The sequence below is a fragment of the Stenotrophomonas maltophilia complex sp. Om-AH-Sm3 genome, from assembly GCF_059337855.1.
Genome location: NZ_JBYBLQ010000009.1, coordinates 12563 through 37437, shown reverse-complemented (window position 1 = coordinate 37437; position 24875 = coordinate 12563). Strand labels below are relative to the sequence as shown.

The window sequence follows — 24875 nt, the reverse complement described above, 5'->3', positions numbered from 1 at the left end:
TGCGTGAGGGAGTGAGCGCAGTCTGCGTCGTCACAGTGGGGTTAGGTAAGCGGCGTATGATTCGCAGATTCCTAACTCTGGATTAGCAATGGATACCCTTCGCTGCATGCAGGCCTTCGTGGCAGTGGCCGAGCGCGGCAGCTTCGCCGGCGCCGCCGAACAGCTGCAGGTGTCGGCGGTGATGGTGGGCAAGTACATCCAGCAGTTGGAAGCACATCTGGGCACCGCGTTGCTGCAACGGAACACCCGCCGCCAGCGCTTGACCGAAGCCGGCAGCGCCTACCTGGCCGGGTGCCGGCAGGTGCTGGAGCAAGTGCAGCAGGCCGAGGCCGATGTGGCCGGCCTGCAGGTACAGCCGCGTGGCCTGTTGCGGGTCAGCGCGCCCACCACCTGGGGCAGCTGCGTGCTGGCGCCGCAGCTGGCTGGCCTGCTGCGTGCGCAGCCGCAGTTGAATATCGAGCTGGACCTGAGCAACCGCCGCGTGGACCTGATCGAAGATGGCTTCGACGCGGCGATCCGGGTCGGGCCGTTGCCATCGCAGGAGGTGGTGGCGCGGCCGCTGCCGCCGTATGCGATGAGCCTGTGCGCGGCGCCGTCTTACCTGCGCAGGCGCGGCACGCCGCGAACACCGGATGACCTGCAGGGGCACGACTGCCTGAGCCACCTGGCCTGGCGCGGCGGGCATGGCTGGCAGTTGGCCAACGGCGAACAGGTCGACTGGGAGGCACGGCTGAGCAGCAACGATGGATTCGCATTGCGCGAAGCCGCCGTGGCCGGGGCCGGGCTGGTACTGCAGCCCACCGCACTGCTGGCGGCGGAGATCGCAGCGGGGCGGTTGAAGCCGCTGCTGCGCGACTACCTGCCCGAACCGCGGCCGATGCACCTGATCTACCTGCCCGATCGACGCCCGCGCCCGCGTTTGCAGTGCTTCGTCGATTTCGTCATGGCCACGTTGGGGCAGTGATCATCGGGGTAGATGGGGTCAGATCCCATTGCCTCGGCAGAGGGGTCTGACCCCAGGGGATCAATCATTCGCCGCAGACAATTCCTGTCCACGCACCTGCGCGGCGCGCAGTGCTTTGTCCACCAGTGCCTCGAAGCCGCCAGCCTGGAAGCTCTCGATCGCGGCCTGGGTAGTGCCGTTGGGTGACGTCACGCGGCGGCGCAGCTCTGCGGGGCTCTCACCGGCCTCATCCAGCATGCGCGAGGCGCCCAGCAGGGTCTGCACCACCAGCGTGCGCGCGGCGTCGGCCGGCAGGCCCTGGGCAATGCCCGCCGCTTCCATCGCTTCGGCCAGCAGGAACACATAGGCCGGCCCGCTGCCAGACACGGCGGTGACCGAATCCATCAGTGCCTCGCGTTCGATCCACACCGTGCGCCCAGCGCTGGCCAGCACCTGTTCGGCCTGCGCGTGCTGCTGCGCATCCACCGATGCAGTGGCATACAGGCCGGTCACGCCGGCGCCGAGCAGAGCGGGGGTATTGGGCATCGCACGCACCACCGGCAGGTTGCCACCCAGCCAGCGTTCCAGCTGCGCGCTGGTGATGCCGGCGGCGATCGACACCACCAGCGGCCGGTTTGCCTGGGCCAGTGCCAGCAGCGACTGGCAGACCTCACGCAGCACCTGCGGCTTCACCGCCAGCAGCCAGGTGCTGCCCTGTGCGCCGGCATCGGTGGCGTTGTCGTGCACCTGCACGCCGAAGTCGCCAGCCAGCGACTCGCGCAGCGCTGCAACCGGTTCGGCCACATGGATGTGTGCGGCCGGCACGCCCTGGCGGATCAGGCCGGCGATCAGGCTGCGCGCCATGTTGCCGCCGCCGATGAAGGTGATGGAATCAGCTGCCATGGATGTCTCCTTGGAAAATCAGGCCGGTCGCGCGCGCGCGCCGAACAGGGCGGTGCCGATGCGCACCAGGGTGGCGCCCTCGGCGATGGCTTCGGCGTAGTCGCTGCTCATGCCCATCGACAGCGTGTCGACCTGCGCGCGCTGGGCGGCCAGCGACTGGAAAAGTGTGCGCATGCGCACGAATGCATCGCGGCGACGCTCGGCCTCGGGCCATGGCGCGGGAATCGCCATCAGGCCACGCAGGCACAGCGAGGGCTCGGCGGCAATCGCAGCGGCCAGCCCCTCGACATCCTCCGGTGCACAGCCGTGCTTGCTGGATTCATCGTCGATGTTGACCTGGATCAGCACATTCAGCGGGCTGCGTGCGGCCGGGCGATGGCGCGCCAGCGCCGTTACCAGCTTGGGCCGGTCCACGCTCTGCACCCAGTCGAAATGGGTGGCCACCGCCTCGGCCTTGTTCGACTGCAGGTGGCCGATCAGGTGCCACTCCAGCGCCAGGTGCTGCAGCGCCTGCATCTTGGCCAGCGCTTCCTGCACATAGTTCTCGCCGAAGGCCTGCTGGCCCTGTGCGGCCAGCGCAGCCACGGCCTCGGCCGGTTGGGTCTTGGAAACGGCCAGCAGGCGCGGATCGGGCCGGCCGGCCGCCTCGGCGGCGGCATGCAGGTTGCTCAGGATCTGGGGCAGGGGAGTGGCCACGTAACGCGTTCCGTTGAATCAGGAGGCTATACTGCCGCCCGGGGAAAGATCCTTCCAGTCGAAGCCGTTATTGGGGAGTAGCCGCTCATGGATATCGCCGAACTGCTGGCGTTTTCCGTAAAGAACAAAGCGTCCGACCTGCACCTGTCTGCAGGCCTGCCGCCGATGATCCGCGTGGACGGCGACGTTCGCCGGATCAACATCCCGGCCCTGGACCACAAGCAGGTCCACGCGCTGGTGTACGACATCATGTCCGACAAGCAGCGCCGCGATTACGAGGAATTCCTCGAAGTGGACTTCTCCTTCGAGATCCCGTCGCTGGCGCGCTTCCGTGTGAACGCGTTCAACCAGAACCGCGGCGCCGGCGCGGTGTTCCGTACCATTCCGTCCGAGGTGCTCACCCTCGAGGACCTGGCCTGCCCGCCGCTGTTCCGCGAGGTGATCCAGCAACCGCAGGGCCTGATCCTGGTGACCGGCCCGACCGGCTCGGGCAAGTCGACCACGCTGGCGGCGATGATCGACTACATCAACAAGAACGAATACGGCCACATCCTCACCGTCGAGGATCCGATCGAATTCGTGCACACCTCGCAGAAGTGCCTGATCAACCAGCGCGAAGTGCACCGTGACACGCATGGCTTCAACGAAGCACTGCGCTCGGCACTGCGTGAGGACCCGGACATCATCCTGGTCGGCGAACTCCGCGACCTGGAAACCATCCGCCTGGCACTGACCGCCGCGGAAACCGGCCACCTGGTGTTCGGCACCCTGCACACCAGCTCGGCGGCCAAGACCATCGACCGTATCATCGACGTGTTCCCGGCCGGCGAAAAGCCGATGGTGCGTTCGATGTTGTCCGAGTCGCTGCGGGCGGTGATCTCGCAGGCACTGCTGAAGAAGGTCGGTGGCGGCCGTACCGCAGCGTGGGAAATCATGGTCGGCACCCCGGCCATCCGCAACCTGATCCGCGAGGACAAGGTGGCGCAGATGTACTCGGCCATCCAGACCGGCCAGCAGTACGGCATGATGACCCTGGACCAGCATCTGCAGGACCTGGTCAAGCGCAGCCTGATCACCCGCAACCAGGCCCGCGAGTACGCCAAGGACAAGCGCCTGTTCGAGTAAGGCGGGACAGCGACGGGCGGCGCGCGCAATGGCGCGGCCGCTCCGTGTTGTTTCCTCCACCGACCGTTACCTGGTAAACCGCTTTCCGGGAGCCCGCCGTGAACACCACCGCGACCACCATCGATTTCACTTCGTTCCTCAAGCTGATGGCGCACCAGCGCGCCTCGGACCTGTTCATCACTGCGGGCATGCCGCCGGCGATGAAGGTCAACGGCAAGATCTCGCCGATCACGCAGACGCCACTGACGCCGCAGCAGAGCCGCGACCTGGTCCTCAACGTGATGACCCCGGCGCAGCGCGAGGAATTCGAGAAGACCCACGAATGCAACTTCGCCATCGGCCTGTCCGGTGTCGGGCGCTTCCGTGTCAGCTGCTTCTACCAGCGCAACCAGGTCGGCATGGTGCTGCGTCGCATCGAGACGCGCATTCCGACCGTGGAAGAGCTGAGCCTGCCGCCGATCATCAAGACGCTGGCGATGACCAAGCGCGGCATCATCCTGTTCGTCGGTGCCACCGGTACCGGTAAATCGACTTCGCTGGCGGCGATGATCGGTTACCGCAACCAGAACTCGACCGGCCACATCATCACCATCGAAGACCCGATCGAATTCGTGCACAAGCACGAGGGCTGCATCATCACCCAGCGCGAAGTCGGCATCGATACCGACAGCTGGGAAGCTGCGCTGAAGAACACCCTGCGCCAGGCGCCGGACGTGATCATGATCGGCGAGGTGCGTACCCGCGAAGGCATGGACCACGCCATCGCATTCGCCGAAACCGGCCACCTGGTGCTGGCCACGCTGCATGCCAACAATGCCAACCAGGCGATGGACCGCATCGTCAACTTCTTCCCGGAAGACCGCCGCAACCAGCTGTTGATGGACCTGTCGCTGAACCTCAAGGGCGTGGTCGCGCAGCAGCTGGTGCCGTCGCCCGATGGCCGCTCGCGCAAGGTGGCGATGGAGATCCTGCTGGGCACGCCACTGGTACAGGACTACATCCGCGACGGCGAGATCCACAAGCTGAAGGAAGTGATGAAGGACTCGGTCCAGCTGGGCATGAAGACCTTCGACCAGAGCCTGTTCGAGCTGTACCAGGCCGGCGAGATCAGCTACGAGGACGCGCTGCGTTACGCCGATTCGCAGAACGAGGTGCGCCTGCGCATCAAGCTCAGCCAGGGCGGCGACGCGCGCACCCTGTCGCAGGGGCTGGATGGGGTGGAGATCTCCGAAATCCGCTGACCTGGCCGGCAACGGTCATGACCGGATTGATGAATTCCAGTCATGACCGACTGCGGTCCAGCCGGCTCAATCCATCGCCACCGCAGGCGTATCGTCAGCGCTCCCCCTCTGGAGTACGACGATGCAGACACGTGAACTCGGCCGCAGCGGCCTGAAGGTTTCCGCTCTGGGCCTGGGTTGCATGGGCCTGACCCATGCCTACGGCCAGCCGGTTGAACCGAGCCAGGGCATCGCCCTGCTGCATGCCGCCGTCGAGCGCGGCGTGACCTTCTTCGACACCGCCGAGGTGTACGGCCCCTACACCAACGAAGACCTGCTCGGCCAGGCCTTGGCGCCCCACCGCGACAGGCTGGTGATCGCCACCAAGTTTGGTTTCAGGGACGCGCGCACCGATGCCGGCCTGGATAGCCGCCCGGAGAACATCCGTGCCGTGGCCGAAGCCAGCCTCAAGCGCCTGCGTACCGACCATATCGATCTGTTCTACCAGCACCGCGTCGACCCGAACGTGCCGATCGAGGATGTGGCCGGCACCGTGCGCGACCTGATCGCCGAGGGCAAGGTCGGCCACTTCGGCCTGTCCGAGGCCAGTGCTGCCACCGTGCGTCGCGCGCATGCCGTGCAGCCGGTCGCCGCCGTGCAGAGTGAGTATTCGCTGTGGTGGCGCGAGCCGGAGCGTGAGCTGCTGCCGACGCTGCAGGAGCTGGGCATCGGCTTCGTGCCGTTCAGCCCGCTGGGCCGCGGCTTCCTGACCGGTGCGATCAACCCCGATACCACCTTCGACGCCAACGACTTCCGCAATACCGTGCCGCGTTTCGAAGTGGAGGCGCGCCGCGCCAACCAGGCGTTGGTGGATCGCATCAGCACGATTGCGGCAGCGCGCGGTGCGACGCCTGCGCAGGTCGCGCTGGCCTGGCTGCTCGCGCAGGCACCGTGGATCGTGCCGATTCCGGGCACCACCAAGGTTCATCGCCTGGAAGAAAACCTGGGCGCGGCCGACCTGCAGCTGGCGCCGGAAGAACTGCAACGCATCGCGCAGGCGCTGGACGAAGTGTCGATCGTTGGCGAGCGCTACAACCCGCAGCGTGCGGCACAGGCCAAGGGTTGATCACCAGGTGGGTGCGGACCGTTGGTGGTGGGTGCGGACCGTTGGTCCGCACTCCTCAACGCCCCATCGGCCCGCGCAGCGCATCAAGCACCGTCCGCATCGCCACGGTCACGTGGCGGCGCGAAGGGTAATACGCGTAGTAACCATCGAAGTGCGGGCACCAGTCGTCCAGCACTGATTGCAGCCGTCCATCGTCCAGCATCGGCTGCACCTGGTCTTGCGGCAGCCAGGCCAATCCGCTGCCGGCCAGCGCAGCGGTGCGGGTCATGCCCATGGTGTTGAACGTCCACTGGCCGCTCACGCGCACGCTCAGTTCATTGCCGTCCTGGCCGAAATCCCACGGCATCAGCCCACCATGCGTAGGCAGCCGCAGGGTCACGCAGTTGTGCCCGGCCAGGTCGTCCGGATGCCGCGGCACCACGTGCTGGCGGAAGTAGCTGGGCGCCCCGACCACGCGCATGCGCAGCGGCGGGCTGATCGGTACGGCGATCATATCGCGCGCCAGCCGCTCGCCCAGGCGGATGCCGATGTCGTAGCGCTCGGCCACGATGTCGGCCAACCCGTAGTCGGCCGCCAGTTCCACCTTCAAATCCGGATACTGCTGCAGCAGCGGCGCCAGCCTGGGCCAGGCGATGTACTCGGCGGCGTGGCCGGTAGCATTGATGCGGATGGTGCCGGCCGGGCGTTCACGGTACTCGGCCAGCGCGGCCAGCCCGTCCTCGATCTCGGCCAGGCGCGGGGCCAGGGTATCGAGCAGGCGGGCACCGGCTTCGGTGGTCGAGACGCTGCGGGTGGTGCGGGTCAGCAGGCGCACGCCCAGGCGCTGCTCCAGTCCGCGCATGGCATGGCTGAGCGCGGACTGGGACACGCCCAGCTGGGCGGCAGCCTTGGTGAAGCTGCCCTCGCGGGCAACGTGGACGAAGGCCTGCAGGTCGTTGAGATTTTCGCGGGGCATGCGGGAATGATACGGCCGGGCTGCGCCCGGCACCTGCTTCAAGCCAAGGCAACGTCAACGTCAAATGCGTGCATTCCGTGGGATGGCGGGGTGGGTCCGGTTGAGGGGGACGCCGTCCGTGTGGCTCGGTCGCCGCTTGCTCGTGTGCGCTGTCCTGCGCATACGGCAAGACCGGGTTTGGGCGTCTTGCCCAACCCGCCCGAGGCATGCCTCGGGCCCATGCGGCTCACGCCCCCTCAACCGGACCCACCCCGCCTTCGACAGTTTCCCGCGAGCTGTTGGAACGGCATTCTGCTTTGGTGGGTGCCGACCGTTGGTCGGCACTGGGTCGGGCGTGTAGGGATGTCGATTTCAGGGACTGTGGTTCGTCGAATGCATGACTTCAACGGGAGCTGCAGATGAGCACTGACACCAAGCTGAAAGGCCCGGCCTCGTACTTCCCCTCCATCGAGAAGACCTACGGGCAGCCGGTGGCGCACTGGTTCGGCCTGCTGTCGAAAAGGAAGGGCCTCAAGCACATGGAACTGGTCAGCTTCCTGAAGAGCGAACACGGCCTGGGCCATGGGCACGCCAACGCGCTGGTGGCGCACCATCTGGCCCGCAAGGGGTGACCGGCGGCCGGCGGAGGCGGGCTGGGGCGCATTCAGCTGAACGATTTCATCTGCAACTGTCATGCGGATCGTGTCTAATAGCGCTCCCCACCTGCTGTTCCCCCACCCGCATGTCCCTTCCCTCCCATGGCCCCGCGCCGTGCGACGACGCTGACGGCCACCTGGTCACCGCCGGTCCGCTGACCCCGCCGCCCGACAGCGCCGGCACCACCGCCGACGACAAAGCGCTGCGTCACTCGATCACCGAGGACGTGCAGGGCATGGTGCTGGCCACGATGGTGGCCTCGCTGGGCCTGGCCATCTTCGCCAAGGGCGGGCTGATGATCGGCGGCATGGCGGGCATGGCCTTCCTGCTGCACTACGCGATGGGCTGGAACTTCGGCCTGGTGTTCGTGCTGGTCAACCTGCCGTTCTACTGGGTGGCGCTGCGGCGCATGGGCTGGGAATTCACCCTGAAGACCTTCGCCGCGGTCACCGCCTGTGGCGTGCTGACCGACCTGCTGCCGCGCTGGATCGACTTCTCGCACATCAACCCGCTGTACTCGGCGATTGTCGGCGGTGCGTTGTCCGGCCTGGGCATCCTGTTCTTCATCCGCCACCGTGCAAGCCTTGGCGGCATCGGCATCCTGGCGGTGTACCTGCAGCGCACCCGTGGCTGGAGCGCGGGCAAGGTGCAGATGTCCTACGACGCCTGCCTGATGGTGGCCGCGTTCTTCGTGTTGTCGCCGTCGAAGGTGCTGTACTCGGCCATCGGCGCGGTGGTGCTCAGCCTCGTGCTGATGTTCAACCACCGCCCTGGCCGCTACATGGGCGTGTGACCGTTCAACGGGGTTGCCGGCCAGCGGCCGGCACTACCGGCACCCACGCGCGGAGATCCATCAGCGGGCGGCGGCCTTCAACCACGGCGGCGACAGCATCAGCAGCCGCGCATGCACCGGGCAATCCTCGGCGTGCGCACCGGGCAGGTAGCCCAGGCTCATCAGGAATTCGCCGGTGATCTCGCCGCCGGTGAAGCGGAAGGTCTTCTTGAACAGCTTCACCCAGTCGGCCTTGCTGCGCGGGTGGTGTGCATCCAGCCACGCCGCGAAGCTGCCATGGCTGGCCCGCAGCTGCTGGATCACCTGCGCGTTGTGGATCGCCGCCAGCACCTTCAGCCGGTTGCGGATGATGCCCGCGTCCGACAGCAGGCGCTCGATGTCCTGCTCGGCATACGCGGCCACGCGGTCCACATCGAAGCCGTCGTAGGCCGCGCGGAAGCCCTCGCGCTTCTTCAGGATCGTTTCCCAGCTCAGGCCGGCCTGGTTGATTTCCAGCACCAGCCGCTCGAACAGCTCGCGCTCGTCACGTTGCGGGAAGCCGTACTCGTTGGCGTGGTAATAGTCGTGCACCGGATGGCCCGGGGCGATGAGGCAGTAGCCGCTCATGGGGAAGGCTCGTTGGAATCGGATTCGGATTCGGATTCGGATTCGGGATCGATGGCCACCGCAGGGTGCCCGCCGATGGACAGCATCGGCCAGCGCGGTGGAATGAGCGTGAGTCTGCCGTCACGCAGGGCCTGGTTGATCGTCTCGGCCTGGCCGCTGACGGTGCCGAACAGCGCACCGGCCCGGCGCCACTGGGAATCCTTGCCACGTGCGTACAGCACGCAGTCCGGTCCACGGTGGGTGTACAGCTCGCACAGCAGCACTTCGCCGGTACCATCACCGTCCAGGTCGCGATGCACGATCAGGCAGTCGCGCTCGCTCTGTGCGCAGGATTCGCCATTGATCGATCGGGTGGCCAGAGCTTTCCACCAGTCGTCCGGTGGCGAGCTGGATCCGGCGGCCAGCTTCAGCGCGCGCCGCAGGGCGGCGACGTCCTGCGGCCCCTTGTCGAGGCGGTGGCCGTCGTCCCAGCGGGAGGTACGCGCCAGCGCTGCCGCGACCACCTGTGGCGCGTTGGCATCGGCGGTGATGGCCGGATCGCGCTGCAGTTCGCGCAGCGCCCGCACGCCACGGCGCCCCAGATCGAAGCGCAGCACGTTGACGTCGCTGCTGGTGATCGCCGGCGGATCCGCACGCAGGCGCGCCAGCTGGCTGGACAGGGTCAGCCGCACCGGGTCCAGCAGGGGCGAGTTGCCCAGCAGGGCCAGTGCGAGCACCACCCAGCACATCCAGCGGTTGACCGGTTCCAGCGCCTGCAGCCAGCGGCCCTGGCGACGCAGTACCGCCAGCGCATAGCCCAGGGCATAGCCGGCCACGGCCAATGCGACGAGCACCGCCCAGAAGCGATCCAGGGTCCAGCCGTACTGCGCCACGCGCAGGCCCAATGCATACAGTGCCAGCGCGGCGTAAACCGGCAGTGTCAGCAGGCTGGCTTCGACCAGCCTGCGCAGCACCAGAGGGTAGGAGACACTGTCTTCCCCCTGCTGGTAGACCGCATTGGTGAACGTCACCAGCAGCAGCGACACCACCACCAGCAGGCTGGCGGCCGAACGGGTCTTCCACAGCGGCTCCAGCCCGGTAAGCGGCAGGCTCAGCACGAACAATACGGCGATGAACGACAGCAGCGGCAGCAGCCCGCGGCAGATCGCGAACAGCACCTGGCGGGTGATCTGGATCGCGCGGTGCTGGGTGCGCCCGATCAGCACGCCGAACCCGGCCAGGCTGCCGGTGGCCAGTGCGATGAAAGCGTCCTGCCGGAACAGGTCGCGGAAGACATTCACGTCCAGCAGTTGGAACAGCGCTGCCCACAGCCACAGCAGCAGCCAGGTCAGCCCGGTGAACAGCGCCGCCAGGGCCAGGGTCAAACCGTTCTGCCAGGCGCGCTCGAACAACTCGGGGTAGCTGGCGCGCCAGTGCCCATGCAGCAGCTGGAACTGCCACCAGGGCAGGGCCACGAACACCGCCACGGCCATGCCCAGGGTCAACGGAAACTGCAGCGCGCCCGATTCCAGTGCGGTTTCGCCATTGAGGTTCCAGCCGATCCAGCCGGCCAGCGCCAGCACCACCGTCGAGCCAAGCACGGCCTGCAGCCACAGGCGGCGCTGGCCCAGCTCGACCAGGCTCAGCGCCACTGCGCTGGGAATGGCCAGCACCCAGGCGTACCAGCAATAGCGCCAGCCGATATCGCGGAACGGCCACGCATCGGACAGCTCCTGCGCGGCATACAGCATCAGGCCCTGCAGCAGGGCAAGCAGGACGATGGCGCTGCGTGCCGGCAGGGTCAGGGGCGAAGAAGACGGCATCAATGACCTTCCGTGGCAAAGCACCATCCTAGCCCATCGTGGTTCGGCGCCATCGCGCGACCATCCCGCCCCCAGCAGGTAGAATGGGCCCATGCCTGTAATGCCGACCTCCCTTGCCGATCACCTGCTCGTCGCGCTGCCGTCGCTGCTCGACGCGACCTTTGCCCGCAGCGTCGCGCTGATCTGCCAGCACGACGAGAACGGGGCGATGGGCGTGCTGGTCAACCAGCCTTCCGAATACACGCTGGGTGAAGTGCTCGCGCAGATGGACATCACCACCGGTGATGGCGAGCTGCAGGCGCGCATGGTGCTCAATGGCGGTCCGGTGCATCCCGAACGCGGCTTCGTCATCCATGACGACGCGCGCGCGTGGGATTCCAGCCTGACCGTGGGCCACGGCCTGTACCTGACCACCTCGCGCGACATCCTCGAAGCGATGGCGCGCGGCGAAGGCCCGGCCAATGCGGTGGTCACCCTCGGCTGTGCCGGTTGGGGCGCAGGGCAGCTGGAAAGCGAGCTGTCCGAGAACAGCTGGCTGACCGTGCCGGCCGATGCCGAGCTGGTGTTCCAGCTGCCGCTGGAGCAGCGCTGGCAGGGTGCGGCTTCGCGTATCGGCGTGGACCTGTTCCGGCTGACTGACTACAGCGGCCATGTCTGAGCCCATCACGCCCGCACCGGATTCTGCTGCCCCGGCCATCCGTCGTGACGGCACGGTCCTGGGTTTTGATGTCGGCTCGCGGCGGATCGGCGTGGCCATCGGCAGTGCCTTTGCCGCGCATGCGCGCGCGGTGGCGGTGGTCGATGTGCACGGCAACGGCCCGGACTGGACCGCGATCGAACGCCTGCTCAAGGAATGGAAGCCCGACGGCCTGGTGGTCGGCGACCCGCTGACCCTGGACGGCCAGGACCAGCCCAACCGCAAGCGTGCGCAGGGCTTTGCCCGCCAGCTGCGGGAGCGCTTCAAGCTGCCGGTGGTGATGATCGACGAGCGTTCCAGCTCGGTCGAGGCTGCCCGCCGTTTCGCCGTCGAGCGCGCCGAAGGGCGCAAGCGTCGCCGTGATGCGGCCGCCCTCGACGCCGTGGCCGCGGCGGTGATCATCGACCGCTGGCTGTCGTCCCCCGACGACGCCACCCCCATTCCCTGACTGCACGACTCCCGCCATGACTGCCCAGCAAATCGATGTCTCCGGACGCCTGCGCCACCTGCTGACCCTGGAGGGCCTGCCACGCGAAACCCTGCTGCAGCTGCTCGATCGGGCAGGGCAGATCCGCGACGCCGCAGTCGGCCGTGTCGGCAACAAGCGCCACGTGCTGGCTGGTTCGGCGGTGTGCACGCTGTTCTTCGAGCCGTCCACGCGCACCCGCAGCTCGTTCCAGCTGGCCGCGCAGCGCCTCGGGGCCGATGTGCTGAACTTCGATGCCTCGACCTCGTCCACGCGCAAGGGCGAAACCGCCTGCGACACGCTGCGCAACCTGGAAGCGATGGGCGTGCGCGGCTTCGTGGTGCGCCACCCCGATGACGGCGCCGTGGCCGCGCTTGCCGACGCTGCGGGCGAGGGCACCGCGCTGATCAATGCCGGCGACGGCCGCAGCGCGCACCCGACCCAGGGCCTGCTGGACATGCTGACCCTGCGCCAGGCCAAGGGCCCGGATTTCTCGAAGCTGAAGGTGGTGATCGTCGGCGACGTGAAGCACTCGCGCGTGGCCCGCACCGACCTGCATGCGCTGCGCACGCTGGGCGTGGGCGAGATCCGCGTGTGCGGCCCGCAGTCGCTGCTGCCGGACGACGAGACCCTGAAGGGTTGCGTGGTCGGCGATGATTTCGACGCGATGCTGGAAGGCGTCGACGCGCTGATGATGCTGCGCCTGCAGCGCGAGCGCATGGAAGAAGGCCTGGTGCCGTCGCTGGAGCAGTACCACGCGCAGTACGGCCTGACCCGCGAGCGCCTGGCGCGTGCCGGCAAGGACGCTGCGGTACTGCACCCGGGGCCGATCAACCGCGGCGTGGAAGTGACCGACGACGTGGCCGATGGCCCGCAATCGTGGGTGCTGCGCCAGGTCGCCAACGGCGTCGCGGTGCGCATGGCCGTGCTGGAAACCTTGCTGGGCTGACCCCTTTGGTGGGTGCCGACCGTTGGTCGGCACTGAACCATCAGTGCGGTGAAGTGCGGGCCTGGCCATTGAATGGTTTCGGGCCTACCTGTATTGACGTGTTGCCCGATAGAAGAGAGATACCGGCAGGCGCACGCTTGGGCCCATGAACCGCGCACGCCTACGCCTTGGCCGCCATTCCCGGATCGGGCAATCCTACATCCTGACCACCGTCACCCAGGAACGTCGACGCTACTTCGATGATGCCACTGCGGCACAGGAGGTGATGGATGTGTTCCGTCGCATTGATGATGATGGCCTGACGCACTCACTTGCCTATGTGGTCATGCCGGACCACATCCATTGGCTTGTGGAGATCCGTGCGTTCTCGCTGGACTACATCATGCAACGCTTCAAATCGAGCAGTGCATTGCGGATCAACCGCATGCTGGGCAAGACAGGACCATTTTGGCAATCGAGCTATCACGATCACGCCATTCGTTCTGAAGAATCACTGTTTCGCCATGCGATGTACATCGTCGCCAACCCGGTCAGGGCGAACTTGGCGAGCTGCGTGGGAGAGTATCCGTATGCCTGGTGCCGATGGGAGATTGATGGGAGGTACCAAGCAATGGATTACCCCGAAGCGGAGAGATAGTGCCGACCAACGGTCGGCACCCACCAATACCCAAGCCGACCAACGGTAGGTATCCACCAACAGATGTTTCCCAGCAGAAGCCGCGGTTCAGCGCTTCTGCGCGAACAGCCATGCCCACATCGCCGGGTCCGCGTAGGTGGCGTCCCAGGCATTGTGGTTGCCCTCCGGGTACTCGGTGTAGCGCACGTCGCGTGCGGCGGCGCTTTGGAAGGCGGCGTGCAGCCGGCGGTCGTCGTCCGGCGGCACCACATCATCCAGCGCACCATGGAAGATCCAGATCGGTGTGTGCCGAAGCCGCTTGGCGATCGCGGCATACGGATCGGATTCCTGGGCCACCTGTTCGACGAACAGCGTCGGACGCACCGCGCGCGGCGCCAGCACCGCGCCGCATACCGGCACGATCGCGGCGAAGCGGCCGGGGTCATCCAGCGCGATGTTCCAGCTGCCATAGCCGCCCATCGACATCCCGGTCAGGTACTGCCGCGAGGGATCGGCACCGAACTCGGCGATGGTGGCGTCCAGGGCGGCCAGCGCAACCCGGTTGTTGCGCCCGCTCCATTCCTGGCGGCCCGGCACCTGCGGGAATACGGCCAACGCGGGGAAGTCGGCCGCGTGCCTGCGCAGGTGCGGCCCCAGCCCCGCATGGGTCTGCTTGACGCCGTCGCCGCCACGCTCGCCGGATCCGTGCAGGAACAGCACCACCGGCAGCGCGCCAGGCGTGCGCGCCGCGGTTGCCGGAATGAACACCTGGTAATAGGCGGTGCGGCCATCCACTTTCACCGCACGCGATTCGAAGCGGCCACGTGCGCTGTCCGGGTGCGAGGCGCAGCCGGCCATCATCAGGATCGCCAGCATTGGCAGCCAGCGCATCATCGTACGGGCCATCGACGTTCCAAGAGCGGTGGGTTCAGCCGCATCCTAGTCCGCCGCAGGTCAACGCGGCATCTTGCGCCGCATCACTGCGGGCGGGGGAAGCTGGCGATGATGTCCAGTTGTTCCTGCGCTTCGGCATTGCCTGCCGCCGCCGCAGCCTGCACCTGCGCCATGTCCGGGTGCAGCACCACCAGCAACGGGTTTTCGCAGACCGGGCAGGCGTACTCGGTCGCGTCCTCGTCCAGTTCCATCTCCATGGCGCGCGAACTGCCCTTCCATTCGCAGGCCGGGCAGGTGTGCTGCTGGTCGCGCCAGCCGGGTTGGAAATAGTCTTCGATCGTGGTGGCCATGAGGGTCCAGTTGGAATCGGGTCAGAGCACCGCGCCGCGGGGATCCGACCCTGGGTTTTGGCGTGGGTCGGAGCTCCGCGTTGCGGGGATCCGGCCCGGCAGGGATCAGTGCAGCAGCACCAGCGTGGCCAGGCCGAGGAAGGTGAAGAAGCCCATCGAGTCGGTCACGGCGGTCAGGAAGATGCCGCTGGCCAGCGCCGGGTCGAAGCCGAAGCGTTTCAGCGTCAGCGGCACCAGTACGCCGGCCAGTGCAGCGAACAGCAGGTTGCAGGTCAGCGCGATGGCGATCACCGCCGACAGCCCGGGCGAGTGGAACCAGGCCAGCACGATCAGCCCCAGTATCGAGCCGAGCAGCAGGCCGTTGAGCGCGGCCACCCGCACTTCCTTCCACAGCAGCGTGCGCGCGTTGGAGGCGCCCACCTGGCCCAACGCCAGGCCGCGCACCATCAGCGCCAGCACCTGGGTACCGGCATTGCCGCCCAGGCCGGCCACGATCGGCATCAGCACCGCCAGCGCCACCAGCTTGTCGATCGTGCCCTCGAAGTGGCCGACCACGCTGGAGGCCAGGAAGGCCGTGCACAGGTTGATCGACAGCCACATCAGGCGGCGGCGCATGGCGCGCCAGACCGGGCTGAACAGGTCCTCGTCCTCGTCCAGGCCGGCGGCGCCCAGCGCCTGGTGCTCGGCCTGGCCGCGGATGATGTCGACCACGTCATCGATGGTGATGCGGCCAACGAGGATGTTGTTCTCGTCGACTACCGGTGCGGAGATCCAGTCATGGTCGGAGAACTGCCGTGCCACTTCCTGGTCGCTCTCGCCGACGTCGATGGCCGGCTGCTCGTCGTCGATCAGGCGGTTGATCGGGGTGGTGTCCTCGTGGGTCACCAGTGCCGCCAGCGACACCCGGCCGAGATACTGGTGCCGCCGGCTGACCACGAACAGGTGGTCGGTGTGGTCAGGCAATTCGCCGCGCAGGCGCAGGTAGCGCAGCACCACGTCGACGTTGACGTCGGCGCGCACGGTCACCACGTCCGGGTTCATCAGGCGGCCGGCGCTGTCCTCGGGATAGGACAGCACCTGTTCCAGCCGCTCGCGGTTCTCGCGGTCCATCGACTTGAGGACTTCATCGATGACCGTATCCGGCAGGTCTTCGACCAGGTCGGCCAGATCGTCGATGTCCAGGTCTTCGACCGCGGCGATGATCTCGTCCGGGTCCATGTCCGCGAGCAGGCTTTCGCGCACGTCTTCGCCGACGTGGACCAGCACCTCGCCGTCGTCTTCAGGATCGACCAGGCCCCACACCACCTCGCGCTTGCCCGGCGGCAGCGATTCAAGCAGGTTGCCGATCTCGGCCGGGGCCAGGGTGTTGACCAGGCGACGTACCGGGCCCAGCCGGCCGCTGTCCAGTGCATCGGACAGCATCCGCAGTTGGCGCGCAGTCTTGTCGTGGCGTACAGCTTCAGCCATCGCAGCTCCCGCGGGATAAGAAAAGCCGCGATCCCGGCAAGGATGCGGCAACAGGGGTGTTCAGCGCGTCATTATCGCAAGGCGATGTTTCAGCGCATACCCCGCTGGCCTGCGGCCACTGGGGTCCACGCATTCAACCTTATCCCCCGCCTGTCGGCGCGCCCCTTGAACAACAAGGGGCTGCTTCTGCGGATCGAATCTGGGTCGGGCCAGCGGCCAGCGGGTCCACATGTTCCGCCGGGCAATGCCAGGCGAGCGCGTAGCGCGCAAATCAGGACGCGTCCGCCACCAGCGCCAGCCAGCGTTCGATGGCGCGGCGGTCGCGCGCGGCCAGCAACTTAGGGGCACGGGCGCGCAGCGCACCCAGATCGGCTTCGCGTATCGCGCGGCGTACCTCCAGCAACGTACCCGGGTGCAGGCTGAACTCGCTCAGGCCCAGCGCCAGCAGCAGCGGGGTCATCCGGGCATCACCGGCCATCTCGCCGCAGACCGCCACCGGGACGCGGTGACGCGCGCCGGTCTCGATCACCATCTGCAGCAGCCGCAGCACGGCCGGGTGCAACGGTGAATACAACTCGCCCAGCGCCTCGTTGTTGCGGTCGGCAGCCAGCAGGTACTGCACCAGATCGTTGGTGCCGATCGACAGGAAATCGACCAGGTCGATGAAGCTCTCCAGCGCCAGCGCAGCGGCGGGGACTTCGATCATCGCGCCCAGCGGTACATGGTCGGACACCATGTGGCCTTCGCCGCGCAGCTGTTCGGTCAGTTTGAGCATGCGCCGGCGCACGGCCAGCAGCTCCTCGCGGGTGCTGACCATCGGCACCAGTACGCGCAGCTTGCCGTATGCAGACGCGCGCAGGATCGCGCGCAGCTGGGTGTCGGCCACTTTCGGTCGTGCCAGCGACAGGCGCACCCCGCGCAGGCCGAGTGCAGGGTTCTCTTCGTTGCTCAGGGTCAGGCCGGTACGGTCGGCCTTGTCCGCGCCCAGGTCCAGCGTGCGTATGGTGACCGGCCGCCCGCTCATGCCCAGCGCGGCATCGCGGTAGGTCTGGAACTGCTCTTCTTCGTCCGGCAGCTCATTGCGCTGCAGGAACAGGAATTCGGTGCGGTACAGGCCGAGCCCCTGCGCGCCCAGTGCATGTGCCTGGGTCACGTCTTCCAGTGATTCGGCATTGGCCAGCAGGGCAATGTCGACCTGGTCGCGGGTACGGCTGGGCTTGCTGCGCAGGCGGCTGAGCTCGCGCTGCTCGCGCGCGTGCTCCTTCAGCCGGACGCGGTAGTCCCGCAGGTTGTCGGCCTGCGGGTTGACGGTGATGCTGCCGTCGGCGCCATCGATGATCAGCACATCGCCATCGGCGATGCGGCTGAGCAGCTGCGGCACGTTGACGATCAGGGGCAGGTGCAGGCTGCGCGCCAGGATCGCGCTGTGCGACAGCGCGCTGCCGGCGGCCGTGACGATGCCGACCACGCCCTGTGCCTGCAGCTGCGCCAGCTCGGAGGGCGCGATGTTGTCACAGACCAGGATCTCGCCGGCCAGGCCTTTCACTGCCGACGGCCGTTCGGGTTGCAGGAAGGCGTGGATGCGCCCGATCACATGGTCGAGATCGTCCATGCGGCTCTTCAGATAGGCATCGTCCATGCCATCGAAGACCTTGGCCAGGCGGTCGCGCTGCAGGCGCAAGGCATAGCCGGCGCTGTACGGGCCACTGCGGATCAGCTCGTCCAGGCCGTACAGCAGCTCGGGGTCGTCCAGCAGCAGCGCGTGCAGGTCGAGGAACTCGCCCACTTCCTGGTTCAGGGCGCCATGCAGGCGCTGGCGCAGCTCGTGCATTTCCGTACGCGCGGCATCCAGCGCCCGGTGCAGGCGCGCCAGTTCGGCCTCGACCTGGTGGGCGGCCACGCGCTGCTCGGCCACCTCCAGCGCATGCGGCAGCCGCACGCGTGCCCGGCCCATCGCCGTTCCGCGCGCGGCGCCGTGGCCGGCCAGCAGCTGTACCGGCCGTTGGCCGGAAGGGACCTGGCTGGCGCGTGCGCGCGGCACGCTCAGCTGTCCTCGTCGAAGCGGCGTTCGAACAGGCCGACCACCGCTTCCATCGCGGCGGCTTCATCCTCGCCGTTGATGCGCACGGTGACCGGGGTGCCCTGGCCGGCGGCCAGCAGCATCACGCCCATGATGCTCTTGGCGTTGATCTCACGGCCCTTGGCGGCCATGGTCACGTTGCAGCGGAACGGTGCCAGGGTCTGCACCAGCTTGGCGGTGGCCCGGGCATGCAGGCCCAGGCGGTTGCTGACGGTGAGTTCTCGTTCAAGCATCGTCGACTATCGCTCCATTACGGGTACCCGCCGCGGCTGTGGCGGGCAGTTGATCCAGTCCCTGTTCCGGATAATTCATCACCCGCAGCAACATCGGCAGGCTCAGCGCCGATACCCGGCGAACCGGGGTCCCCAGCCGGGCCAGCTGCCCGGCAAGGTTGGCGGGGCTGGCGCCGTACAGGTCGGTCAGGATCAGCACGCCGTCACCTCCATCGACCCGCCGCAAAGCGGCCGAGGCGAGCGGGAGCAGGGCGTCCAGGTCTGCGTCGAACGGTACTTCGAAAGCTTCGGTTTTCAGCGGCAACTGCCGCAGGAGCCGGGTCGCCACGTCAAGCAGGGCGGTCCCGACCCCGGGATGTGTTACGAGGAGAATGCCACAGGTCATTACTGCACGTTAACAGGTCAAGGTGAATCGGCGATAGCAGCAGATGAGGGGTACTGTGTCCCGTATTCAGTGTTGCTCGGGTCGGGGCCCTTTTTCATTGAAAAAGGGATCCGACCCCATGCGTTTTTCGATGCCTGGCAGCGATTCATCCACGCATGGCGTGGATCTACCGTGTCGACCAAGGTCGACACCTACCAACAGCGCACGGAATCTGTCAGAGGCGGGGCGGTGTGGGTAGGCAGGACCGTTGGCGCCATGGATGGCGCCATCGAGCCCCCATGGACGGGTTCACGGCGTGTCCTGCCTATCCACACCGCCCCGCCATCCCACGGAATGCCGCTTTTGCTGTTGCTGTTGCTGTTGCCGGCCAGCGGCCGGCACTACCGGTGGGTGCCGGGCGCAGCCCGGCCGACCACCCTCAATCCTGTTCGCGGTGGTAGGTGGCCACGTCCTGCCAGCCCATCTCGCGGGCGTGCCGGGCCATGCGCTCGGCCAGGAACACCGAGCGGTGCTTGCCGCCGGTGCAGCCGAACGCCACGGTCACGTAGCTGCGGGTGCCATCCCCCAGTTTCGGCAGCCACGTATCGAGGAAATCCATCAGCTGGGCCAGGTAACGCTGCACGTCCGGCTGTGCTTCCAGATAGTCGCGCACGCCCGGTTCGCGGCCGCTCAGCGCACGCAGATCGGGGTCCCAGTGTGGATTGGGCAGCACCCGCGCATCGAATACGAAGTCCGCCTCGGCCGGCACGCCGCGCTTGTACGCGAACGATTCGAACAGCAGGGACAGTCCGGTGGCATGGTCCAGCGTGAACTCGGTGATGATCCGCCGCCGCAGCTGATGCACGTTGAGGTTGCTGGTATCGATCACCGCATCGGCCTCGCGGCGCAGCGGTGCCGTCAATTCACGTTCGCGTGCGATCGCTTCGGGCAGCGACAGGCCCAGCTGGCTCAGCGGATGACGGCGCCGGGTGTCGGCGTAGCGCTTGAGCACAGCCTCATCGCTGGCCTCGAAGAACAGTACCTTCACTTCCACGCCGGCGTCAGTGGCCAGCTGCCGCCAGTTGCCCAGCTGGCTCAGATCGGCCTGTCCGCGAACGTCGATGCCCACGGCCAGGCGGCGGGGCGCGCTGCCGTCATGGTTGGCCAGCAGGCTGCGCACGAAGTCGGGCAGCAGATTGATCGGCAGGTTGTCCGAGCAGTAGTAGTCCTGGTCCTCGAAGGTCTTCAGGGCGACGGATTTACCCGAGCCGGACAGGCCGCTGACGATGATCAGGGTCGGGGCGGAGGGGGTGACGGTGCTCATGGACAGGCTCTTCGAGGGGCAGGGAAATCAGGGTGTTCGCCGTTCCAGCAGGTTGCTGTGGCGGGCGATGAACATAGCCGCCGGGTCGATGCCCTTGGTGCGCAGGATGTGCAGGCGGGTCGCGGCTTCGGTCAGTACGGCCAGGTTGCGGCCGGGCATCACCGGCAGGGTGATCAGCGGAACGTCCAGGTCCAGCACATGGCGGGTGCCCGAATCGCCGGTCAGGCGTTCGTAGCCATGTGGGGTGGGTTCGGTCATCGGCTTGGTCAGGTGGACGATCAGCCGAAGGTACTTGTTCTTCTTTACAGCCGTGTCGCCGAACATCTCGCGCACGTTGAGCACGCCCAGGCCGCGCACTTCCAGCAGGTCCTGCAGCAGTTCGGGGCAGGTGCCGTCGAGTACGTCCGGGGCGATCTGGGTGAACTCGGGGGCATCGTCGGCGACCAGGCGATGGCCGCGGGTGAGCAGCTCCAGCGCCAGCTCGCTCTTGCCCGATCCGGCCTCGCCGGTGATCAGCACGCCGATGGAATAGATCTCCATGAACACGCCGTGCAGGATCACCCGCGGCGCCAGCGTACGCGCCAGATGGTAGGACAGGTGGTTGAGCAGTTCGTGGCCGCGCTTGGGCGAGAGCCACAGCGGCGTGCCGGATTCGTCAGCAGCGGCGCGGAGGTCTTCCGGGCAGGGCTGGTTGCGGGTCAGCACCAGCGCCAGCGGGTGCGACTGCATGATCTTTTCGATGGTCTCCCAGCGCTGGCGTGGTTCCAGTGCATCCAGCCAGGACAGTTCCTCGGTGCCCAGGATCTGCACCTTGTTGGGATAGATCGCGTTGAGGTAGCCGGCCAGCGAGGGACGCCGCGAGACGGTATTGCCGGCCTCCAGCTCGCGCTTCTCACCGGACTTGCCGGCGGCCCAGCGCAACCCCAGCCGCTCGCGCTGCTGTTCGAACAGTTCACGGGCGGTGATGCTGGTATTCATGCGGCACTCGCAGGAGGGGTCATGTCCAGCGCCTCGCGCAGCGCCCGGGCATCGCCCGCTTCGCGCAGGGCCTGGCGGATGTCCGGCGCGGAAAACAGTTCGGCCAGCTCGGACAACAGCATCAGGTGCTGGTGGGTGTAGTGGGCGGGGACGGCCATGGCGAACACCAGGTCCACCGGTTCGTCGCCGCCGAAATCGACCGGGGCGGCCAATCGCAGCAGGGCGCCACGGGGGCGATCAAGGGTAGGCGCGCGGCCGTGGGGGATGGCGATGCCGTGGCCGATCGCGGTGCTGCCCAGGGCTTCGCGCTGGCACAGGTTCAGGTAGATCTGTTCGGCATTGGCCTGGCGGCAGGCCAGCAACCCGGCGGCGGCCTGCAGGACGCTGTCACGGTCGGTGGCCGTGCAGAGCTGGGTCTGCACGGCCGCCAGGAGGTCAGTCAGGGGCATGTCTGCGGGGAACGGTGGCGATCAGCCACCATTGTCGCCCACCGGCAGCGGTGCGTGCTGCTGTTTTTTCTCCTTGTGCTTGATGACCAGGCGGTCAAGCTTGTCCGCAAGCAGGTCGATCGCGGCATACATGGTCTGGCCGCCGGCCTCGGCGTGCAGGGTCTGCCCCGGGATGTTGAGGCTGGCGTCGACGTGGTGTTCGGTCTTCTGCAGCTTGAGGGTCACCCGCGCTTCGCAGTGCTGGTCGAAGTGTTTTCCGATCCGGGCCAGCTTCTCCTCCACATAGGACTGCAGGGCCGGGGTGACTTCGACGTCTTTGCCAAACGTTTCGATGCGCATCGGGTTTCTCCTGTGTTCGGATGTGCCAATGAACCTCTCCGCCGGGCGCGGCGGCGCGTCAAGCGATTCTGACCCTTTCGTGCGAGGCGGAGATGTTCATGGCTTCACGATACTTCGCCACGGTGCGCCGCGCTACTGGAATTCCCGACGATTTGAGCAGGTCAGCCAGCTTGGCGTCAGAAAGCGGCTTGCGCGGGTTTTCGTCGTCGATCAGGCGCCGGATCATCGCCTGGATGGCGGTGCTGGACGCCTCGCCACCGCCTTCGGTATCGATGCCCGAGGCAAAGAAGGCACGCAGCGGCAGCGTGCCGCGCGGCGTGCGCACATGCTTGCGGGCGATCGCGCGCGACACCGTCGACTCGTGCAGGCCCAGTTCGGCGGCGATCTCGCGCAGGGTCAGCGGACGCAGCGCCTGTTCGCCGAACTCGAGGAAACCGGCCTGCTGGTGGATCAGGCTGCGCACCACCCGCAGCAGGGTTTCACCGCGCTGCTGCAGGCCCTTCAGCAGCCAGCGCGCCTCCTGCAACTGGCCACGCAGGTAGCCGGCGTCGGCCTCGCCACAGCGGCGGATCAGCTGTTCGTAGCCACGGTGGATCACCACCTTTGGCCCGGCATGGGCGGCCAGCGCCGCGCGCCAGATGCCGTTCTGCCGCCACACCACCACGTCGGGCACCACGTAGGTATCCTGCGAAAGCGGTGCGATCTGCGTGCCCGGGCGCGGGTCCAGCGAGCGCAGCAGGGCGACCGCTGCCTCGACCTCGTCCAGCGGCTGTTTCAGTTCATGGGCCAGACCGGCGACGCCACTGCGTGGCAGCCGTTCCAGCGGGCCTGCGGCAATCTGCCGCGCCAGCGCCAGGCCCGCGGTGTCACCGGGCAACACATCCAGCTGCAGCTGCAGGCATTCGCCGAGCGTGCGCGCGGCAACGCCGACCGGGTCGAAGCGCTGGATGCGATGCAGCACCGCAAGGATTTCATCCTCATCGGCATGGACCGACGGCAGCAGGGTTTCGGCGATGGTGGCCAGCGGTTCGCGCAGGTAACCGTCATCGTCCAACGCATCGATCAGCGCAGCGCCGATGCTGCGGTCATGCATGGAAAGATGCGACAGGTGCAGCTGCCACAGCAGGTGGTCGGCCAGCGTCTCGGTTTCGGCCACGCGCTCGGCGGCGCTGCCGGTGTCATCATCATCGTCGAAGCTGCCGCCACTGCCGGCAGCGCTCCAGTCGAGCTCGGCCGGTGTCCAGTCGTCGCCATTGTCGGCGCGTTCGGCCGGCGTGTCGGCGTCCGTGTTGTCGCCGCCTTCATTGGCGGCACTGCTGTCGTTGCTGTCGGCCCAGTCCAGCAGCGGATTGCTTTCCACGGCCTGGGCGATTTCAAGCTCCAGCTCGGTCGTGGACATCTGCAGCAGCTTGATCGCCTGCTGCAGCTGGGGGGTGAGCACCAGCTGCTGTCCCAACGATGTCTGCAGCCGAGTCTTCATGCCTGTGCCGAACGGAAGGAAAGGGACCCAGCACCTGCGGTCACAGCTTGAAGGAATCCCCAAGGTAGACGCGACGTACGTCAGCGTTGTCCAGGATCGCCTCCGGCGAACCCTGGGCCAGCACGGTGCCCTCGGCGAGGATATACGCGCGGTCGCAGATTCCCAAGGTCTCGCGCACGTTGTGGTCGGTGATCAGCACGCCGATGCCACGCTGCTTGAGATGGGTGACGATGCGCTGGATTTCGCCCACCGAGATCGGGTCGACACCGGCAAACGGTTCGTCGAGCAGGATCAGGCGCGGCCGCGCGGCCAGTGCGCGGGCGATCTCGCAGCGACGACGTTCGCCACCGGACAGGCTGGCACCGAGCTGGTCGGCGACATGGCCCAGCTGCAGCTCGTCGAGCAGGCTGTTCAATTCGCGCTCGCGGCCGGCCGAATCCAGGTCTTCGCGCAGTTCAAGCACCAGGCGGAGGTTGTCGGCCACGGTCAGCTTGCGGAACACCGACGGCTCCTGCGGCAGGTAGCCCACGCCCTGCTTGGCACGGGTGTACATCGGGTCGCTGGTGATGTCCTTGCCGTCGAGCACGATGCTGCCTGCATCGGCGGCGACCAGGCCGACGATCATGTAGAAACAGGTGGTCTTGCCGGCACCGTTGGGGCCGAGCAAACCGACCACTTCACCGGCGTCGAGGGTCAGCCCGAAGTCCTTGACGACTTCGCGCTGCTTGTAGCGCTTGCGCAGGCCCTTGGCGACGAGCATTACTTCTTGCTCCCCGCCGGCTTGGCCGGCGTGCTGGCCGGAGCCGCTGCCTTGGCTGCGGCGGCCGGCTGTGCTGCCGCGTTCTTGTTCTTCGGCGGAATGACGGTGCGCACACGGCTGCCATCACCACCGGAGTTCATCTCCCCGGTGCGGGTGTTGTAGACCATGCGCTGGCCGGCATTGGTGCCGCGCGCGCTGGTGACCTTGTAGTTGCCGGTCAGGGTGATGATCTCGGTCTTGATGTCGTAGTCGATGCGATCGGCCACCGCGTCCATCCAGGTGCCATCGTCGAGCTGCTGCTTCATCGTGGCCTGCTTGCCGGTGAATACCGCACGCACGGCCTCGCCGTCCTTGAGGTAGATCTCCGCTTCGGACGCGCGGATGTCCAGCGTGCCCTGGGTAACGGTTACACCCTGCGAGAGCACGGTCTTGCCATCGCCGGTGAGCACGCCCGACTGGGCGCCCGAGTCGATGTTCATGTTCTCGTTGCGGTCGGTGGACTTGGCAAAGCCAGCGCTGGGAACCAGGAGACCGAGCGCGAGTACGGCTGCAAAGGGAATCTTCATCGGGGTCCGTTCTACCGGTGGGGCCGTCCGGGAAACCGGCGGCGGGTGGGTGGGCCGC

Annotated in this window: 28 protein-coding genes; 10 read left to right on the top strand and 18 right to left on the bottom strand. The window is 67.1% G+C overall.

All coding sequences use genetic code 11. The features are described 5' to 3' along the window. Positions 1 to 88: 88 nt before the first annotated feature. Positions 89 to 964, top strand: a complete 876-nt coding sequence (locus AC10QF_RS12390; protein WP_095377013.1) for a LysR family transcriptional regulator — start codon at positions 89 to 91, stop codon at positions 962 to 964. A gap of 60 nt (positions 965 to 1024) precedes the next feature. Here the strand turns inward: AC10QF_RS12390 and proC are convergent, their stop codons facing one another. Both proC and AC10QF_RS12380 read right to left on the bottom strand, forming a co-directional pair. Next, positions 1025 to 1846 carry a pyrroline-5-carboxylate reductase gene (gene proC / locus AC10QF_RS12385; RefSeq protein ID WP_494542286.1) on the bottom strand — a complete coding sequence of 274 codons (822 nt, stop codon included), beginning with the start codon at positions 1844 to 1846 and terminating at the stop codon, positions 1025 to 1027. Positions 1847 to 1864: 18 nt separating this feature from the next. Beyond that, the gene (locus tag AC10QF_RS12380) at positions 1865 to 2542 is read right to left on the bottom strand and encodes a YggS family pyridoxal phosphate-dependent enzyme (protein ID WP_069138982.1); all 678 of its coding nucleotides are present in this window, start codon (positions 2540 to 2542) and stop codon (positions 1865 to 1867) included. Positions 2543 to 2629: 87 nt separating this feature from the next. On the opposite strand from AC10QF_RS12380, the gene AC10QF_RS12375 reads away from it, so the two are divergent. From AC10QF_RS12375 to AC10QF_RS12365, 3 genes are all read left to right on the top strand, one after another. Then, positions 2630 to 3667, top strand: a complete 1038-nt coding sequence (locus AC10QF_RS12375; RefSeq protein ID WP_004147099.1) for a type IV pilus twitching motility protein PilT — start codon at positions 2630 to 2632, stop codon at positions 3665 to 3667. Positions 3668 to 3765: 98 nt separating this feature from the next. After that, positions 3766 to 4908 carry a PilT/PilU family type 4a pilus ATPase gene (locus AC10QF_RS12370; protein WP_005415539.1) on the top strand — a complete coding sequence of 381 codons (1143 nt, stop codon included), beginning with the start codon at positions 3766 to 3768 and terminating at the stop codon, positions 4906 to 4908. Between the two features lie 121 nt (positions 4909 to 5029). After that, positions 5030 to 6013, top strand: a complete 984-nt coding sequence (locus tag AC10QF_RS12365; protein ID WP_494542285.1) for an aldo/keto reductase — start codon at positions 5030 to 5032, stop codon at positions 6011 to 6013. A gap of 55 nt (positions 6014 to 6068) precedes the next feature. Here AC10QF_RS12365 and AC10QF_RS12360 read toward each other — a convergent pair whose 3' ends face one another. Continuing rightward, positions 6069 to 6968 (bottom strand): LysR family transcriptional regulator, encoded by a 900-nt coding sequence (locus tag AC10QF_RS12360; RefSeq protein WP_329845564.1) that lies wholly within the window; start codon positions 6966 to 6968, stop codon positions 6069 to 6071. 398 nt (positions 6969 to 7366) lie between these two features. Between AC10QF_RS12360 and AC10QF_RS12355 the strand changes: the two genes are divergently transcribed. Next, positions 7367 to 7579, top strand: coding sequence for a DUF4287 domain-containing protein (locus AC10QF_RS12355; RefSeq protein ID WP_494542284.1), 213 nt, complete (start codon positions 7367 to 7369; stop codon positions 7577 to 7579). 110 nt (positions 7580 to 7689) lie between these two features. After that, on the top strand, positions 7690 to 8397 hold the full coding sequence (locus AC10QF_RS12350; protein WP_069139145.1) for a YitT family protein: 708 nt from the start codon (positions 7690 to 7692) through the stop codon (positions 8395 to 8397). Between the two features lie 60 nt (positions 8398 to 8457). Here AC10QF_RS12350 and AC10QF_RS12345 read toward each other — a convergent pair whose 3' ends face one another. Together AC10QF_RS12345 and AC10QF_RS12340 are read right to left on the bottom strand one after the other, a co-directional pair. Next, on the bottom strand, positions 8458 to 9003 hold the full coding sequence (locus tag AC10QF_RS12345) for a DNA-3-methyladenine glycosylase I (RefSeq protein WP_072168202.1): 546 nt from the start codon (positions 9001 to 9003) through the stop codon (positions 8458 to 8460). Beyond that, complete coding sequence (locus tag AC10QF_RS12340) at positions 9000 to 10805, bottom strand: DUF4153 domain-containing protein (protein ID WP_494542283.1); 1806 nt, start codon at positions 10803 to 10805, stop codon at positions 9000 to 9002. Before AC10QF_RS12340 ends, AC10QF_RS12345 begins: the two co-directional genes overlap by 4 nt. Before the next feature lie 91 nt (positions 10806 to 10896). Here AC10QF_RS12340 and AC10QF_RS12335 point away from each other — a divergent pair, with 91 nt between their 5' ends. The 4 genes from AC10QF_RS12335 (at position 10897) to AC10QF_RS12320 (ending at position 13554) form a co-directional block, all read left to right on the top strand. After that, positions 10897 to 11463: a YqgE/AlgH family protein gene (locus tag AC10QF_RS12335; RefSeq protein WP_072168200.1), complete on the top strand. Its 567-nt coding sequence runs from the start codon at positions 10897 to 10899 to the stop codon at positions 11461 to 11463. Further along, positions 11456 to 11950, top strand: a complete 495-nt coding sequence (ruvX, locus tag AC10QF_RS12330; protein ID WP_005408378.1) for a Holliday junction resolvase RuvX — start codon at positions 11456 to 11458, stop codon at positions 11948 to 11950. The genes AC10QF_RS12335 and ruvX overlap by 8 nt, the downstream gene beginning before the upstream one ends. A gap of 16 nt (positions 11951 to 11966) precedes the next feature. After that, entirely contained in the window at positions 11967 to 12917 is a 951-nt protein-coding gene (locus tag AC10QF_RS12325; protein WP_494542282.1) for an aspartate carbamoyltransferase catalytic subunit, read from the top strand. Between the two features lie 145 nt (positions 12918 to 13062). After that, complete coding sequence (locus tag AC10QF_RS12320) at positions 13063 to 13554, top strand: REP-associated tyrosine transposase (RefSeq protein ID WP_111175597.1); 492 nt, start codon at positions 13063 to 13065, stop codon at positions 13552 to 13554. 87 nt (positions 13555 to 13641) lie between these two features. Here the strand turns inward: AC10QF_RS12320 and AC10QF_RS12315 are convergent, their stop codons facing one another. The 13 genes from AC10QF_RS12315 to lptA form a co-directional block, all read right to left on the bottom strand. Next, on the bottom strand, positions 13642 to 14439 hold the full coding sequence (locus AC10QF_RS12315) for a carboxylesterase family protein (protein WP_111175595.1): 798 nt from the start codon (positions 14437 to 14439) through the stop codon (positions 13642 to 13644). Positions 14440 to 14510: 71 nt separating this feature from the next. Continuing rightward, positions 14511 to 14777 carry a hypothetical protein gene (locus AC10QF_RS12310; RefSeq protein WP_111175593.1) on the bottom strand — a complete coding sequence of 89 codons (267 nt, stop codon included), beginning with the start codon at positions 14775 to 14777 and terminating at the stop codon, positions 14511 to 14513. Positions 14778 to 14882: 105 nt separating this feature from the next. Continuing rightward, positions 14883 to 16244, bottom strand: coding sequence for a magnesium transporter (gene mgtE, locus AC10QF_RS12305; protein ID WP_005415552.1), 1362 nt, complete (start codon positions 16242 to 16244; stop codon positions 14883 to 14885). A 271-nt stretch (positions 16245 to 16515) separates the two neighbouring features. Then, positions 16516 to 18285: a phosphoenolpyruvate--protein phosphotransferase gene (gene ptsP, locus AC10QF_RS12300; protein WP_111175591.1), complete on the bottom strand. Its 1770-nt coding sequence runs from the start codon at positions 18283 to 18285 to the stop codon at positions 16516 to 16518. Between the two features lie 2 nt (positions 18286 to 18287). Beyond that, on the bottom strand, positions 18288 to 18557 hold the full coding sequence (locus AC10QF_RS12295; protein ID WP_005408385.1) for an HPr family phosphocarrier protein: 270 nt from the start codon (positions 18555 to 18557) through the stop codon (positions 18288 to 18290). Further along, the gene (locus AC10QF_RS12290; RefSeq protein ID WP_005408386.1) at positions 18550 to 18942 is read right to left on the bottom strand and encodes a PTS sugar transporter subunit IIA; all 393 of its coding nucleotides are present in this window, start codon (positions 18940 to 18942) and stop codon (positions 18550 to 18552) included. The genes AC10QF_RS12295 and AC10QF_RS12290 overlap by 8 nt, the downstream gene beginning before the upstream one ends. Before the next feature lie 418 nt (positions 18943 to 19360). Beyond that, the gene (gene rapZ / locus AC10QF_RS12285) at positions 19361 to 20245 is read right to left on the bottom strand and encodes an RNase adapter RapZ (RefSeq protein WP_494542281.1); all 885 of its coding nucleotides are present in this window, start codon (positions 20243 to 20245) and stop codon (positions 19361 to 19363) included. A gap of 27 nt (positions 20246 to 20272) precedes the next feature. Continuing rightward, positions 20273 to 21223, bottom strand: a complete 951-nt coding sequence (gene hprK / locus AC10QF_RS12280; protein ID WP_019659452.1) for an HPr(Ser) kinase/phosphatase — start codon at positions 21221 to 21223, stop codon at positions 20273 to 20275. Then, on the bottom strand, positions 21220 to 21672 hold the full coding sequence (locus AC10QF_RS12275; RefSeq protein ID WP_019659451.1) for a PTS sugar transporter subunit IIA: 453 nt from the start codon (positions 21670 to 21672) through the stop codon (positions 21220 to 21222). The genes hprK and AC10QF_RS12275 overlap by 4 nt, the downstream gene beginning before the upstream one ends. A gap of 21 nt (positions 21673 to 21693) precedes the next feature. After that, entirely contained in the window at positions 21694 to 22011 is a 318-nt protein-coding gene (gene hpf / locus AC10QF_RS12270) for a ribosome hibernation-promoting factor, HPF/YfiA family (protein WP_005415556.1), read from the bottom strand. A 58-nt stretch (positions 22012 to 22069) separates the two neighbouring features. Next, positions 22070 to 23491: an RNA polymerase factor sigma-54 gene (locus AC10QF_RS12265; RefSeq protein ID WP_494542280.1), complete on the bottom strand. Its 1422-nt coding sequence runs from the start codon at positions 23489 to 23491 to the stop codon at positions 22070 to 22072. Between the two features lie 40 nt (positions 23492 to 23531). Next, on the bottom strand, positions 23532 to 24251 hold the full coding sequence (lptB, locus tag AC10QF_RS12260; protein WP_494542279.1) for an LPS export ABC transporter ATP-binding protein: 720 nt from the start codon (positions 24249 to 24251) through the stop codon (positions 23532 to 23534). Then, the gene (gene lptA / locus AC10QF_RS12255; protein ID WP_494542278.1) at positions 24251 to 24817 is read right to left on the bottom strand and encodes a lipopolysaccharide transport periplasmic protein LptA; all 567 of its coding nucleotides are present in this window, start codon (positions 24815 to 24817) and stop codon (positions 24251 to 24253) included. The genes lptB and lptA overlap by 1 nt, the downstream gene beginning before the upstream one ends. Between the last annotated feature and the right edge of the window lie 58 nt (positions 24818 to 24875).